The 14,259-nt window shown below is 32.9% G+C and carries 13 protein-coding genes; 9 read left to right on the forward strand and 4 right to left on the reverse strand.

Annotation, left to right across the window (positions count from 1 at the left end):
- Positions 1-7 precede the first annotated feature (7 nt).
- The 4 genes from AC4FQ3_RS05715 to AC4FQ3_RS05730 all read right to left on the reverse strand — a co-directional run bounded on the left by AC4FQ3_RS05715 (position 8) and on the right by AC4FQ3_RS05730 (position 3,523).
- Positions 8-985 carry a GNAT family N-acetyltransferase gene (locus tag AC4FQ3_RS05715; RefSeq protein ID WP_491181196.1) on the reverse strand — a complete coding sequence of 326 codons (978 nt, stop codon included), beginning with the start codon at positions 983-985 and terminating at the stop codon, positions 8-10.
- A 109-nt stretch (positions 986-1,094) separates the two neighbouring features.
- Positions 1,095-1,697, reverse strand: coding sequence for a trimeric intracellular cation channel family protein (locus tag AC4FQ3_RS05720; protein WP_073393134.1), 603 nt, complete (start codon positions 1,695-1,697; stop codon positions 1,095-1,097).
- Between the two features lie 133 nt (positions 1,698-1,830).
- Positions 1,831-2,679 carry a hypothetical protein gene (locus AC4FQ3_RS05725; protein WP_491181197.1) on the reverse strand — a complete coding sequence of 283 codons (849 nt, stop codon included), beginning with the start codon at positions 2,677-2,679 and terminating at the stop codon, positions 1,831-1,833.
- A 100-nt stretch (positions 2,680-2,779) separates the two neighbouring features.
- Entirely contained in the window at positions 2,780-3,523 is a 744-nt protein-coding gene (locus AC4FQ3_RS05730) for an RDD family protein (protein WP_073393130.1), read from the reverse strand.
- 20 nt (positions 3,524-3,543) lie between these two features.
- On the opposite strand from AC4FQ3_RS05730, the gene AC4FQ3_RS05735 reads away from it, so the two are divergent.
- The 9 genes from AC4FQ3_RS05735 to AC4FQ3_RS05775 all read left to right on the forward strand — a co-directional run bounded on the left by AC4FQ3_RS05735 (position 3,544) and on the right by AC4FQ3_RS05775 (position 14,243).
- Positions 3,544-4,524: a stage II sporulation protein M gene (locus tag AC4FQ3_RS05735; protein ID WP_463461786.1), complete on the forward strand. Its 981-nt coding sequence runs from the start codon at positions 3,544-3,546 to the stop codon at positions 4,522-4,524.
- Positions 4,525-4,537: 13 nt separating this feature from the next.
- Positions 4,538-5,311, forward strand: a complete 774-nt coding sequence (locus AC4FQ3_RS05740) for a DUF4129 domain-containing protein (protein ID WP_491181198.1) — start codon at positions 4,538-4,540, stop codon at positions 5,309-5,311.
- The gene (locus AC4FQ3_RS05745) at positions 5,304-6,512 is read left to right on the forward strand and encodes a DUF4350 domain-containing protein (RefSeq protein ID WP_491181199.1); all 1,209 of its coding nucleotides are present in this window, start codon (positions 5,304-5,306) and stop codon (positions 6,510-6,512) included. The genes AC4FQ3_RS05740 and AC4FQ3_RS05745 overlap by 8 nt, the downstream gene beginning before the upstream one ends.
- 107 nt (positions 6,513-6,619) lie before the next feature.
- A complete protein-coding gene (locus tag AC4FQ3_RS05750; protein WP_042566444.1) occupies positions 6,620-7,633 on the forward strand; it encodes an AAA family ATPase in 1,014 nt (337 codons plus the stop codon).
- A 114-nt stretch (positions 7,634-7,747) separates the two neighbouring features.
- Positions 7,748-8,362, forward strand: coding sequence for a hypothetical protein (locus AC4FQ3_RS05755; protein WP_491181200.1), 615 nt, complete (start codon positions 7,748-7,750; stop codon positions 8,360-8,362).
- 24 nt (positions 8,363-8,386) lie between these two features.
- Positions 8,387-9,718 carry a DUF58 domain-containing protein gene (locus tag AC4FQ3_RS05760; RefSeq protein WP_042566394.1) on the forward strand — a complete coding sequence of 444 codons (1,332 nt, stop codon included), beginning with the start codon at positions 8,387-8,389 and terminating at the stop codon, positions 9,716-9,718.
- Between the two features lie 128 nt (positions 9,719-9,846).
- Positions 9,847-10,932, forward strand: a complete 1,086-nt coding sequence (locus tag AC4FQ3_RS05765) for a phosphoglyceromutase (protein ID WP_491181201.1) — start codon at positions 9,847-9,849, stop codon at positions 10,930-10,932.
- 169 nt (positions 10,933-11,101) lie between these two features.
- A complete protein-coding gene (locus AC4FQ3_RS05770) occupies positions 11,102-11,890 on the forward strand; it encodes a TrmH family RNA methyltransferase (protein ID WP_491181202.1) in 789 nt (262 codons plus the stop codon).
- 130 nt (positions 11,891-12,020) lie between these two features.
- Positions 12,021-14,243 carry a RelA/SpoT family protein gene (locus tag AC4FQ3_RS05775; RefSeq protein ID WP_042566397.1) on the forward strand — a complete coding sequence of 741 codons (2,223 nt, stop codon included), beginning with the start codon at positions 12,021-12,023 and terminating at the stop codon, positions 14,241-14,243.
- Positions 14,244-14,259: the final 16 nt, after the last annotated feature.

A 14,259-nucleotide genomic window follows, 5' to 3' on the forward strand; every position in this document is an offset into this window, starting at 1 on the left:
TAATTGGTTAAACAAAAATACCATTTAACTTATTATAATTTGAAGTTTCAACTTCGTAAAAATCATGAATTATTGTACTTGCGCCAAAACTTTCTTTCCAGTATGATAATCCTTCATTGAGGTTTTTTCCTTGATTTTCATTTGAAATTCCAAAATCAAAAAAACGTTTTTCAGCAAATCTTTCTTTTATCAAATATTGAAACAAAAAATCTAAACTTCCCAAATTTTCCTGCTTTTCATTTTTTGAGATATATTGACAATGTGCAACGGTTTTAGTTTCAAAGATAGTTGTTCCGGCCACAATTTTATCTTCTGAATAAACATTAAACTGATGAATATTTTGAGGAAAAAGAGCTTTTAAAGAATTCATTTCTTCTATCGAATGAACAGGTTTTGCATCATGTTTTGCTTTTAAATTTGGAATTAAAACTTCATTCCAAAATAATTCAAAATCATTTTCTTCCTTAATAATTAACTGATTTGAAACTGCTTTTTGAATACCTCTCTTACGTATTTTTGAAATTTTATTTTCTTGTAATAAATCAATAACCGAAAGTGAATCGCGTCGTATTAATTTGGCTTCTGCCAAAAACAAACTGTATAAAATTTCATCAGCAGGTTTAAGATGATAAATAGACGGAAGTGTTTTTAAATGTAATTTTTGAATCTTATTTTCACTCAAAAAAAACAAAATATCATGAAAAATTTCGATTACCGAGGCTTGTTTTGTTTCTTCTTTATAAACCAAACCTCCATAAGTTAATCCCTGATGTGAGTACACAAAATTTTCTTTTATGTTGGCTGGCAAAACAGCTTTTAATTTTTCATCTTCAAAAACTAAAAGCGAAAAATCTTCAAAACGATCTTGATGGTATTCCATAAAATTACGATGAAATAAAAACGTTGCATTTTTGGCCTGAGCAATAAACTCATTCCAGGTATTGCAATCGTTTTGTTCGTATTTCTTTATGGTATATGTCGCCAATATTTTTTCTTTTTGCTACTAATTTGCTTCGCCTGTTTGCTATCGCTCGGGTCACAAATTAACTCGAATTAATTTGTGAAGATTCGTGAAATTTGTGGCATGTTTTTTCTTATTTATGATCAAATGCTGGTAAATACCATTTGAATTTTACAGCCATTAATCGTACCGTAATAATCACAACCGAAGTTACAAGATATAAAACATCATCTTCCAAATTCAGTTTTCTTAATCCAAAAAATACTATTCCTCCAAAAATACAAATCGTTGCATAAATTTCCCTTCTAAAAATAGTTGGAATTTCTGTACACAAAATATCTCTTATTACACCGCCAAAACAAGCTGTCATTGTTCCTAAAGCGATACAAATTACAGGATGCAAACCTGTCATAATTCCTCTTTCAAGGCCAATTAAAGTAAAAACGCCAAGACCAATTGTATCAAATAAAAATAAGGAAGTACGCAGTTTATCAAACTTTTTTCTAAAAAGAATCGCAAGACCAAAACCTAAAATAATCACGTAAACATATTGCAAATTCAGCATCCAGCCTACCGGCGTTCTTCCTATTAAAACATCACGAAGCGTTCCGCCGCCAACTGCTGTCACAAAAGCAATAATAAAAACACCAAACGGATCCAGTTTTTTATGCATTGCCGTTAAAGCACCAGACATGGCAAAGGCCATTGTACCAATAATATCTAATAAATGAAACATTCTTTTTTGAGGTTCAAAGGTTCAGAGGCGCAAAGGTACAAAGGTTTTCTTTAGTTTAAGAACATAGAGAAACAATGGTTAAAAGGACATTATTCCTGCTTCTTAAATCTTGCTTCTTTTTTTATCCAAAATTCTATTTTTTCACGTAAATCGGACTTCTTTTTAATAAATAAGAAACTGAATCTATCCAGCTGTCTTTTAGTTTAAGGAAAGGCTGACGCGTTTGTGAGTATATTTTCGTACCGTTTTTGTACATATCAAAATACACGTTGTAGTAATAATACATTTGTGTATTGGCAGTTGTAGTCGAATAATCTGTAGACTTGACTTTTTTATCATTGTTGCTGACCGTTGTACTTCCGCTTCCGTAAGTCGAAGCTGTTGAGCTAGATGACATTGTGTACGAGATTTTCGCCGCCACTATATTGTCGACACCCAGAATTTTTTGAAGATCTTCAATTGGTGTTTCATCAATATTATTATGATCAATTCCGGCTTTGTGCAATAAACTATTCGTCGTTCTTAAATCCTGAACAGTCAGTGGAAAAATATTGGCTGACTTGTCTAATAACTTATTGTACATATCGTTTTGGGCAAATTTCGCCATATCTTCAGAGCTTTGTTGGGTATCTGAATTTATATACGGAATTGGTAAAACTGCAATTGTATTGGGTTTAATTTCCTGAACAGCAATATTTTGATTTGAAGATGTTTGAGTAGTATTTTCAGGCGTTACATCAAAAGTTTGAGAACGACCGCTGGTAAATTCAATTCTGGCAATTTGAGAAACATCAAGCGAAATTTGTACTGTTTCTCCCGGCAAAGAATATTCTACGGTTTTATCGGATATTTTTGCAATTGTGCATTCTATTATCTGATAATCTCTTTTTATAATTTTATCCAGTTTTTTTGTTCCTTGTGCAAAATTAACAAACGGAATAAGCAACAGAACTATAATTGTCAAAGCTTTTTGTAATTTCATAGTATTTCTAATTTAAGTCAAATAATAAAATATTAATGTTTTACTTACAAACAAAGTTAAGAAAACTTCCTACTTAAATCATTTAAATTAAATTACTTAATTACATATTTTGTGTATAAAAATTATAATCTTTTAAAATTGTACGAAGAAAATCTTTCGAATTTCCTGATTGGTTTTTGATTCCCGTTACACTTTCAATTTTAGAAACCAGTTTAACAATTGTTTCGTAATCATCTTTAAGATCTGCTTTTAAAAATGTTTCTTTAATGATTCTCATATCATTATCAGTCAATTTTATAACCAAAGGATACGTTGGCACATAAGCCTCACCTATTTCTTCGAGAATGGTATGACTAATATTAATTTTATTTTTTAAAGTAATAACGGCCGTACCCGCAACCATATCTCCTAAACGCTGTCCTTTTTTACTTATTATGACAGTTACCAAAGCAATAATTCCAAAAAACAGACTTAGATCGATAAGCCTAAAAAACCAGCGCATTAAATAATCACCAAAACCTGCCTGATAACCATCAATTTTAACGACTTTTATCTTGACTATTTTTTTACCAATGGTTTGTCCTTCAAAAATGCTTTCTAAAGTGATCGAATAAATGATAACAGGAAAATATAAAAGTAAAAGAATGGTCATTCTGGACCATGAATCTAAACTATCCAACAATCTGTCTAATTGAAGCCAGTAAAAAACGATGCTCCAAATCACGATTACATAAGCTATTTTAATACCAAAATCAATGAAATGAGACCCTATTCGCTCGCCCGCTGATGCTGCTTTAAAATTTATTTTAACATTTTGTGTTGTATTTATTGATAATTCTGACATATTTTATATTTTAGCCTACAATGAGAGAAGTCGCCTTCATAAAACAAAATAAAGAAAAATGGCTGGAATTTGAGCTAGCTATTTTTGGTAAAGCTAAAAAAAATCCTGATGAGTTAGCTAATTTGTACATTCAAATGATGAATGACTTATCGTATGCCCAAACTTATTATCCAAAAAGCAAAACCGTAATTTACTTAAATCATCTTGCTTCGCAGATTTACCAGAAGATTTACAAAACCAAACGATCCGAAAAAAACAGATTTGTTGAGTTTTTTAAAACCGAAGTCCCGCTTTTGGTGTACGATTACAGAAGATATTTAATGTATGCTTTTGTTCTGTTTTTTATAACAGTTGGTATTGGTGTGATTTCAGCACGATACGATCAAAATTTCGTTCGCTTAATTTTAGGTGATGGATATGTAAACATGACTTTGGAAAACATCAAAAAAGGAGATCCAATGGCCGTTTATGGTTCCGGAAGCAATTGGGGAAGTTTTGTTGGCATTACCATGAACAACTTATATGTGGGCGCAAAATGCTACATTTATGGTATTTTTGGTGGTCTGGGAACTTTTTATATTTCCCTGCAAAACTGTATTATGCTGGGTGCTTTTCAATATTTTTTTTACGACCAGAATGTTTTCTGGAAAAGCGTTCGCGGAATCTGGATTCACGGTTCTATGGAAATTTTTGCCATCGTTATCGAAACAGCTGCCGGATTTATTTTAGGAGCTTCCATCCTTTTTCCAAAAACTTTTTCGAGAATCAATTCATTTAAAATAGGTTTCAAAAACAGTTTCAAAATATTCCTGAGCACATTTCCATTCACGATTAGTGCCGGATTTCTTGAAGGTTTTATTACCCGATATTCTATTGATATGCCCAATTGGTTAAGCAGTTTAATCATTCTGGTTACACTTGGCATCATCTCATTTTATTATTTGGTTTATCCTTTTATTGTATACAAAAAAACACAACCGCTATCTGCCAAATTGAATTAATAAGGAACCAGTAATGAACAAATTTTTCTTCGTTTTATCTTTTCTATTTTATTGCAGCATTTCGCAGGCGCAGGATTCTTCGGCTACGGTTGATCCGCCAAAAGTCGAATCTGTAAAATATACCGAAAAAGATATTCATCTAGATTCAGATACTATTGAAGCAAAAAACTTCAAACAAGATTTCAAAAAAAAATACAAAGACGCTGATTTCGTTTACGAATATAAAGCACCCGAAAAAGGCGCCTGGGATTATTTTAAAGAATGGCTCGCCAGTATTTTCAGAAGATTATTCACTTTTAGCAATCCGGAAGCATCGTTAAATTTTGTTGCTATTTTATTAAAAGTCATCGCCGCTTTAGTTATCATTTTTGTAATCTATTTGATTGTAAAAGCAATAATAGCCAAAGAAGGGCAATGGATTTTTGGAAAAAATGCACACAAAAAAACAATCTATTATTCTGATATCGAAAAGAATATTCATCTTCTTGATTTCGAAAAATTAATTAAAGAAAGTATTGCAGCCGGAGAAAAAAGAATCGCCGTCCGCTATTATTATCTTTGGCTTTTAAAAGTCATGGCGCAAAATCATTATATAGAATGGGATATCGAAAAAACAAATTCTGATTATTTGTACGAGCTTCAAAAACCCGTACACAGAGAAGAATTCATGTATTTATCTTATTTATACAACCATATTTGGTATGGCGAATTTGAAATCGATGAAAACACTTTTATAAAAGCCGAAAGCCGATTTAAGAAATCTTTAAAAACATTTAGCAATGAGTAAATCCATTAAAATTTATATTGCTATTTTGATTTTAGTTTTCGTCATCATTTTAATAGCAGATCACGATAAGCAAAAACCAATCGATTGGCGACCAACCTATTCTGTCAATGATAAAATTCCGTTTGGATTGTATGTTTTTGACAAAGAAATAAATGGTCTTTTAAAAAATCAGAAAATTGAAAGAGTTTCTGCCGTAACACCTTATGAATTTTTAGATTCAAAATATGTTCCTGATACAACTGCAGGAAAATACAAAATAAAAGGTACGTTTTTTAATATTTCAGAATACAGTCAAATTGACGATCAGTCAATTACAGAACTTTTTTATTTTGTTTCACACGGAAATAATGCTTTTTTGAGCATGAAAAATTTCCCGAAATCATTATTAGACAGTCTGAAAATTGAAATCAACACCAGTTTTCCAAACGAAAAAATGAATTCGGTTTGGATGGCTAATAAAAAACTAAATCCGAAAAAATATACGATAGGAGAAGAAGAAATTGGAAACTATTATTTTTCGAAAATTGATACTCTGATGACAACCGTTTTAGGATATCAGGGAAATAAAAATAAAAAACAAATTGATTTTATAAAAGTGCCTTATATCAATGGTTATTTTTACTTGCACACAAAACCTGTGGCTTTTACTAATTATCATTTATTAAAAAAAGACCACTATAAGTATGCAGAAAGTGTACTTTCGTATGTTCCAAAAGGAAATGTTTACTGGTACACAAAAGGGCAAAATAATGAATCGATTTCAGATTCGCCTTTGCGTTATATTATGAGCCAGCCGGCATTAAAATGGGCCTGGTATTTATTTTTAATCGGAATTTTGATTTTTATTATTTTTAATGCCAAACGAAAACAAAGAATTGTTCCGATAGTAAAACCATTGCCTAATTTAACGCTTGATTTTACAAAAACCATCGGGAATTTATATTACCAGGAAGGCGATCACGACAATATAATCGATAAAAAAATCATTTATTTCCTCGAAAGAATTCGAAATGAATATCTAATCGATACAACAAAACTAGATGACGATTTCATTAATAAATTGCATCATAAATCAGGAAAAGATGAAAATAATATTCGCGAATTGGTGTTTTTAATCAACGAACATCGAAAAAGTTATCACGGAAGTCTCGAGGAAGATTTAATCAGAATTAATAATGCAATCGAGAAAGTTTTACATTAAATAAAAAAATATTTTGCCACAGATTTAAGGATTAAAATGATTTTAAAATCTGTGAAATCATTTAATCTGTGGCAAAAAAAATAAACCCAAAAGAAAAAGACCAAAACATGGACGATTTTAATACACCTGAAACAGAAATCACAAACGAAAACGTGAATTTTGAAACAAGAATAAACCTTGCTCCACTTTTAGAGCACGTTAACAGTATCAAAAAAGAACTGGAAACCGTTATTGTGGGTCAGCATAAAATGATCGACCAGCTTTTGGTTGCCATTTTATCAAACGGACACGTTTTACTTGAAGGTGTTCCGGGAGTTGCCAAAACGATTACAGCAAAATTATTATCAAAAACATTAAATATCGGTTTTAGCCGAATTCAGTTTACACCGGATTTAATGCCTTCTGATATTTTGGGAACTTCGATTTTCAACTTAAAAAGTTCAGAATTTGAGTTCAAACAAGGACCAATTTTTTCGAATCTAATTTTAATTGACGAGATCAACCGCGCGCCTGCCAAAACCCAAGCCGCCCTTTTTGAAGTAATGGAAGAGCGCCAGATTACAATTGACGGTTCTGCATATCAGCTGGAAACCCCGTTTTTGGTAATTGCTACACAAAACCCAATTGAGCAGGAAGGAACGTATCGTTTGCCGGAAGCGCAATTAGATCGTTTTTTATTCAAAATAACGATTGATTATCCAAAACTGGACGAAGAAATCCTGATCATTCAAAGAGAGCATTTATTGCAGGATCATGGAAAATTAGAGGCGATAAAAACCATACTTTCAGCACAGGAAATAAAAGGATATCAGGCTTTAATCAAACAAATCAGGGTAGAACAAAATCTGTTGGAATATATTGCAAGAATTGTGGTAAACACCAGAGAAAATGCCTTTTTATATTTAGGAGCTTCGCCTCGTGCATCGATCGCAATTTTAAACGCTGCCAAAGGTTTTGCGGCTATTCGTGGTCGTGATTTTGTAACTCCCGAAGATATTAAAGAAGCTTCAACTCCGGTTTTACAACACCGCGTTATTGTAGCTCCCGAGCGTGAAATGGAAGGAATTACAAGTGCTGAAATTATCAAGCAAATTATTGAAACTGTAGAAATTCCACGATAGTTCTCATTCCTGCAAGGTTTTCAAAACCTTGTAGGTATTTAATTATCCGGAATAAATAATAATGAACACCTACAAGGTTTTGAAAACCTTGCAGGAGAACTTAAAATCTGAAAAATGAGATTAAATAAACTGTTTTTTTTACCCTTATTTGTAATTTTATTTTTCGTATTTCAGCCTATCAAAGCTGCTGAAAACACAAATATGTCTGTCTATTTCGAAAGTGATAAACAACAAATCGAAACCTTAATAAGAAAAGCTTATGAATGGATTGAGACTAAAAAAACACAAAATGATTTTGATGTGGTTGCCAACAAAAAAGGCGATAAATATGTTGCTTTAAATGTAAAAACACATAACAAAATAGTCGAAGAACTTAAAAAATCGAACTTTTTTGCGCAGCAGTTTATCGACAATTATAATAAAATTGGGTTAAAAATTGGTGACAATCTTAAAACCAATAAAGCTGAATATTTTGTGGGCGAACTTCCACCCTATGGTAATGACAGTAATCCGTGGTGTGATTGTCAGGATAATCCAGAGAAGTTTTGGAAAACCCTGAAAGTAAACAACCTAAAAATTGAAAATAATAAAGCTACTTTTTTCTGGACGTGGACAGAATGGAAAGAAACTCCTAAATATAAAGTAACGGCAGTTAAGGAAAATGGAATCTGGAAAATAGCTGTTTTAGATGGTTTCGGTTATTCTAGTTTCACTAAAATACAGGAATAAAATTAAATTTTAAATTCTTTTAAATTGAAATTCATAAAAAGTCTATATCTCAACAACTTCTTTTTCTATGTGCTTTTGGGCATTATAGGATTGTTTGTTTGTGCTTTTATTTTTCCGAATTTATACAACGGAGTCTGGTTTATTATTTTGGTATTAATCACTTTTCTGGCACTTGATCTTTTAATTTTATATCTGGCTAAAACCGGAATTGAAGCTTCAAGAGAAACTCCTGAAAAACTTTCGAACGGAGATTTAAATCCTGTTAGTATTTCGATCAAAAACCATTATACTTTTCCAATTTCGATTAAAATTATTGACGAAATTCCGTTTCAGTTTCAGGTACGCGATTTCAAAATAATTAGAAATATAAAAGCTTCCGGTCAGGATAAAATTGGATACGATTTGCGCCCGACAGAACGTGGTGAATATTACTTTGGAAATTTAAACATCTATGTTTCTTCGCCTTTAAAACTGATTTCAAGACGATTTACTTTTGATAAAGATAAAATGGTGCCAACGTATCCATCTTATATTCAGTTAAGAAAATACGATTTACTGGCTTTTTCGAATAATTTATACCAATACGGAATCAAGAAAATTCGCCGAATTGGTCACACAATGGAATTTGAGCAAATTAAAGAATATGTTCAGGGCGATGATCTTCGAACTTTAAACTGGAAAGCCACAGCGAAGAAAAATGCCTTGATGGTGAACCAGTTTCAGGACGAAAAATCACAATCGGTTTATTTGGCGATTGATAAAGGCCGCGTGATGCAAATGCCTTTTAATGGTTTGAGTTTGCTTGATTATGCGATAAACTCGACGTTGGTTCTGGCAAATGTGATTCTGAAAAAACAAGACAAAGCCGGAATTTTTGCTTTCTCGAAAAAAGTCGAAAACAGAGTTTTTGCCGAAAAAAGAGGTTCGCAAATGCAAAAAATCCTCGAAACTTTATACAACATCAAAACAGATTTTTTTGAAAGTGATTACAGCCGTTTGTATGTTGATATCAAAAAGAATATCAACCAAAGAAGTTTGATTATTCTATACACCAATTTTGAAACAATGGACGGTTTAAACCGCCAAATGCCCTACTTAAAGGGAATTGCAAAAAGTCATTTATTGGTTGTTGTTTTCTTTAGCAATACGGAATTAAACGAAATCATCAATAAAAAAACCGACACAATTCAGGAAGTTTACGACAAAGTAATTGCTGAAAAATTTATGTTCGAAAAGCGCTTAATCGCCAATGAATTGAAGAAATACGGAATTCATTCGGTTTTAACGCAGCCTGAGAATTTAACTTTGGATGCAATTAATAAATATTTGGAAATTAAAGCGAGAGGGATTTTGTAAAGATGTGAAATGTATGTTGTGAAAATGTAAAATGAGTATTACTAAGTTGTGAATTTCATAATCTAAATGTAATAATAAGCAAAAATCTTTGAATCTTTGTTTCTCTGAACATTCATAACTCAAAACATATGAAAAAAGCATTTTCTATTCTCATCATTTTATTTGGCTTTTTATCGCACGCACAAAAAACAGAAAACATCATTATTATTACCACAGATGGTTTTAGATGGCAGGAAGTTTTTAAAGGAATGGATGCTGAAATTGCCAATGATAAAAGATTCAATCAGGACGACAGTACTTACATTTATAAAAAATATGGAAGTACAGATTTTAAAGAACGCCGTCAGAAAATAATGCCTTTTTTATGGTCTGAAATTGCTGTGAAAGGTCAAATTTACGGCAATCGTGATCTGGGAAATAAAGTTGATGTTACAAATCCATATTGGTTTAGTTATCCGGGATATAGCGAAATATTTACGGGAAATGTAGATATTGCAGTCAATTCCAACGATTACAAACCAAATCCGAATGTGAATGTTTTGGAGTTTTTAAATCAACAATCTAAAATTAAAGGAAAAGTTGCAGCTTTTGGAGCCTGGGATGCTTTTGATCGCATTTTGAATGAAAAAAGAAGTGGTTTTCCTGTAATTTCTGCATTTGATAAAGTGGGTGGAAATAAGCCAACTGAAAATCAAAAATTACTAAATGAAATGCGCGACAATTCGTTTAAGCCCTTTCATGAAGATGAATGCCTGGACGTTTTTACACATTATGAAGCGTTGAACGAACTCAAAACCAATAAACCAAAAGTACTTTATATTTCCTATGGTGAAACCGATGAATGGGCACATCACGGACATTACAGATCGTATCTCGACGCTGCAAACCAAGTGGATAAATGGATTAAGGAAATCTGGACTTTTATACAAAACGATCCGCAATATAAAAATAAAACGACTTTACTAATCACTGTAGATCACGGTCGTGGCGACAAAGTAAAATCTGAATGGACAAGTCATGGAGATAAAATTGCGGGCGCCTCTCAAATTTGGTTTGCGGCAATTGGTCCTGAAATTGCTCCAAAAGGCGAAATTAAAACAGATTCTCAATTCTACCAAAAACAATTTGCGCAGACTATTGCAAAAATTATGGGCTATACTTTTACAGCAGAACATCCTGTAGCAAAAGAGATTTCAGAAGTATTTGATAAATGATTTTTTCGCCACAAATTCACGAATTTTTATTAATAGAAAGCAAATAATTCGTGAATTCGTGGCTATTTTTTTAGTTAAGGTATTAAACACCTACAAGGTTTCGAAAACCTTGCAGGAAGAAAAAAACCTCTGTACCTTTGCCCCTTTGCAACTTTGAGCCTTAAAAAAAATGAAACAAATCACATCAATTCAAAATCCGTATATAAAATCACTCGTTTTACTGCAGGAAAAAGCAAAAGCCCGCAAACAAACCGGAACTTTTTTGATTGAAGGATTACGTGAAATTTCATTAGCTATAAAAGGCGGTTACGAAATAGAAACGGTTTTATTTTTACCGGAATTAGTTTCAGAAATTGAAATTAATAAATTGGTGAATTCACCAATTCAAATGATAGAAATCAATAAAGAAGTCTATCAAAAACTGGCTTACCGTGATACTACCGAAGGTGTTTTGGCAATAGCCAAAACCAAATCAATGCAGTTATCAGATTTAAAATTATCAGCAAATCCATTAATTTTAGTGGCTGAAGCACCAGAAAAACCTGGAAATATTGGCGCACTTTTACGTACTGCTGATGCTGCAAATCTGGATGCTGTTTTGATTGCAAACCCAAAAAGCGATTTATACAATCCGAATATTGTGCGTTCAAGCGTTGGCTGTTTGTTTACCAACCAAATTGCAACGGGAACTACAGCTGAAATTATTGCTTTTTTAAAAGAAAAAAAGATTGATTTTTACTGCGCCACTTTACAAAATTCAACATCTTATCACACTCAAAATTTCACAACTCCAACCGCTTTAGTTGTAGGTACCGAAGCAACCGGATTAACGCAGGAATGGCGTGATGCCGCTACACAAAACATCATTATCCCGATGCAGGGAGAAATCGACAGCATGAATGTTTCTGTTGCTGCTGCTATTTTAATTTTTGAAGCGAAACGTCAGAGAGGGTTTTAGATTTTAGAATGAGTTGAATTGAAGTCCTTTAATGTGCTAAAAATCTAAAATCTAATATCATAAATCTACACTCCATTCCCTTGTGTATGTTGGAACTTATTCTTATTTTTAGTACTTGAACTATGCCGTTATGATAGAAATAGATATTGAAAAAGAAAACAAAGCAATTGCGCAGGAATACAAAGAATTACTCCGAATTAGCTACCAAACTTTAAGCCCAACTGACAAAAAACTTATTCGAAAAGCTTTTGACGTTGCAGTTGATGCGCATAAAGAGCAGCGTCGTAAATCTGGAGAAGCGTATATCTTTCATCCTATTGCAGTTGCAAAAATTGTTGCCTCAGAAATTGGTCTGGGAGCGACCTCTATTGCTGCGGCTTTATTGCATGATGTTGTTGAAGATACACCCATGACGGTTGAAGATATTGAACGTTTATTCAACCCAAAAGTGGCACAATTGGTTGAAGGTCTGACTAAAATTTCGATGGTTCAAAAGGATTTGAATGCGTCGATGCAGGCCGAAAATTTCAGAAAAATGATTCTGACTTTGAACGATGATGTGCGTGTTATCCTAATCAAATTGGCCGACCGTTTGCACAATATGCAAACCATGGATTCAATGGCGGAATACAAACAAACCAAAATAGCTTCTGAAACTTTATATATTTATGCCCCTCTCGCCCATCGTTTGGGACTTTACAATATTAAAACCAAGCTGGAAGATCTTGGCTTAAAATACACTGAACCTGCCGTTTATGATGATATCGTAAGCAAAATCAGGGAAACAAAAGAAGAACAGGATGCTTATATCAAGGATATTTCGGATGTTTTGAAAAAATCTTTGGATAAGGAAGAGATTGATTATATCATAAAAGGCCGTCCGAAATCTATTTATTCTATTCGTAGAAAAATGCGCGCTCAAAATGTAAGTTTTGATGAAGTGTATGACAAATTTGCCCTTAGAATTGTCTATAAAGCAGATCCGCATGACGAAAAATTTGTGGCCTGGAAAATTTATTCGATCGTAACAGATCATTACAGACCGAGTCCGAGCCGTTTACGCGACTGGATTTCATCTCCAAAATCAACCGGTTACGAAGCTTTGCACATTACCGTTATGGGGCCAAAAGGCCGTTGGGTAGAAGTTCAGGTTCGAAGTGAGCGTATGGATGAAATTGCAGAAAAAGGTTACGCTGCACATTATAAATACAAAAACGGAGCAACCGAAGAAAGCGGTTTAGATGTTTGGCTGAATTTACTTCGCGAGGCTCTTGAAAATCAGGAAACGAATGCGGTAGATTTTGTTGAAGATTTTAAAATGAATTTATATTCAAAAGAAATCTTCGTCTTTACACCAAAAGGAGAAATTAAGTCATTGCCAAAAGGGGCAACTTCGCTGGATTTTGCGTTTAGCATTCACTCTGAAATTGGAATTAAAACCAGAGGAACGCGTGTAAACGGACGATTGGTTCCCTTAAATCATGAACTTAAAAGTGGTGATCAGGTTGAAGTTATTACTTCGGCCAACCAAAAACCAACTGTAAACTGGCTGGAATATGTTACAACTTCGAGAGCAAAAAATAAGATTAAAAACGTTCTTAACGAGAATACTAAAAAAATTGCCGAAGAAGGAAAAGAACTGCTTACCCGAAAACTTAAACATCTAAAAATAACAATCAGTGAACAGGTTATCAATGAATTGGTAAACTTTTTCAAGCTAAAAACAAGTTTAGATTTATTTTACAGAGTTGGAATTGGCGCTATCGAAAATCAGCAATTAAAAGATTACGCAGCCCAAAAAGGCAATACGATTATCAATTTCTTTAAAAATAAAATTAAGCGAAATAAAGATACAACTGCCGCAGAAGACATTCATAAACCGGTGATTAGCAGTAATTATGACATGCTGGTTTTTGGAACCGAACATGACAAACTTGATTACAAACTTTCGCAATGCTGTAACCCAATTCCGGGTGATGATGTTTTTGGATTTGTAACCATCAATGAAGGAATAAAAGTGCATAAAAAAGATTGTCCGAATGCTATTGGAATGCAATCTAATTATGCATATCGCATTATGAGTGCCAAATGGATTGACTCTTCTCAGGAAGAATTCAAAGCCATTATCAACATTACAGGAATGGATGTTTTGGGACTTACAAATCAGTTAACAAAAGTGATTTCGAACAATATGAGCGTTAATATTCAAAGTATTTCACTGAGTACTGACGCGGGAATCTTTCATGGTCAGATTGCGGTTATTGTGAAAAATAATACTATTTTGAAGAAAATGATCAACGCAATTAAAAAAGTAGACGGAGTTGACAAAGTCACTCGCGAATACAGAACATAGCTTTATTCTTTAAAAA

The organism is Flavobacterium sp. AK-345 (assembly GCF_058310175.1).

Excerpts from the sequence above, each read along its gene's own strand:
- AC4FQ3_RS05745 (WP_491181199.1), top strand. The coding sequence starts at position 5,304 with ATGAGTAAATCCATTAAAATTTATATTGCTATTTTGATTTTAGTTTTC.
- AC4FQ3_RS05765 (WP_491181201.1), top strand. The coding sequence starts at position 9,847 with ATGAAAAAAGCATTTTCTATTCTCATCATTTTATTTGGCTTTTTATCG.
- AC4FQ3_RS05725 (WP_491181197.1), bottom strand. The coding sequence starts at position 2,679 with ATGAAATTACAAAAAGCTTTGACAATTATAGTTCTGTTGCTTATTCCG.
- AC4FQ3_RS05755 (WP_491181200.1), top strand. The coding sequence starts at position 7,748 with ATGAGATTAAATAAACTGTTTTTTTTACCCTTATTTGTAATTTTATTT.
- AC4FQ3_RS05770 (WP_491181202.1), top strand. The coding sequence starts at position 11,102 with ATGAAACAAATCACATCAATTCAAAATCCGTATATAAAATCACTCGTT.
- AC4FQ3_RS05750 (WP_042566444.1), top strand. The coding sequence starts at position 6,620 with ATGGACGATTTTAATACACCTGAAACAGAAATCACAAACGAAAACGTG.
- AC4FQ3_RS05735 (WP_463461786.1), top strand. The coding sequence starts at position 3,544 with ATGAGAGAAGTCGCCTTCATAAAACAAAATAAAGAAAAATGGCTGGAA.
- AC4FQ3_RS05720 (WP_073393134.1), bottom strand. The coding sequence starts at position 1,697 with ATGTTTCATTTATTAGATATTATTGGTACAATGGCCTTTGCCATGTCT.
- AC4FQ3_RS05775 (WP_042566397.1), top strand. The coding sequence starts at position 12,021 with ATGATAGAAATAGATATTGAAAAAGAAAACAAAGCAATTGCGCAGGAA.
- AC4FQ3_RS05730 (WP_073393130.1), bottom strand. The coding sequence starts at position 3,523 with ATGTCAGAATTATCAATAAATACAACACAAAATGTTAAAATAAATTTT.
- AC4FQ3_RS05740 (WP_491181198.1), top strand. The coding sequence starts at position 4,538 with ATGAACAAATTTTTCTTCGTTTTATCTTTTCTATTTTATTGCAGCATT.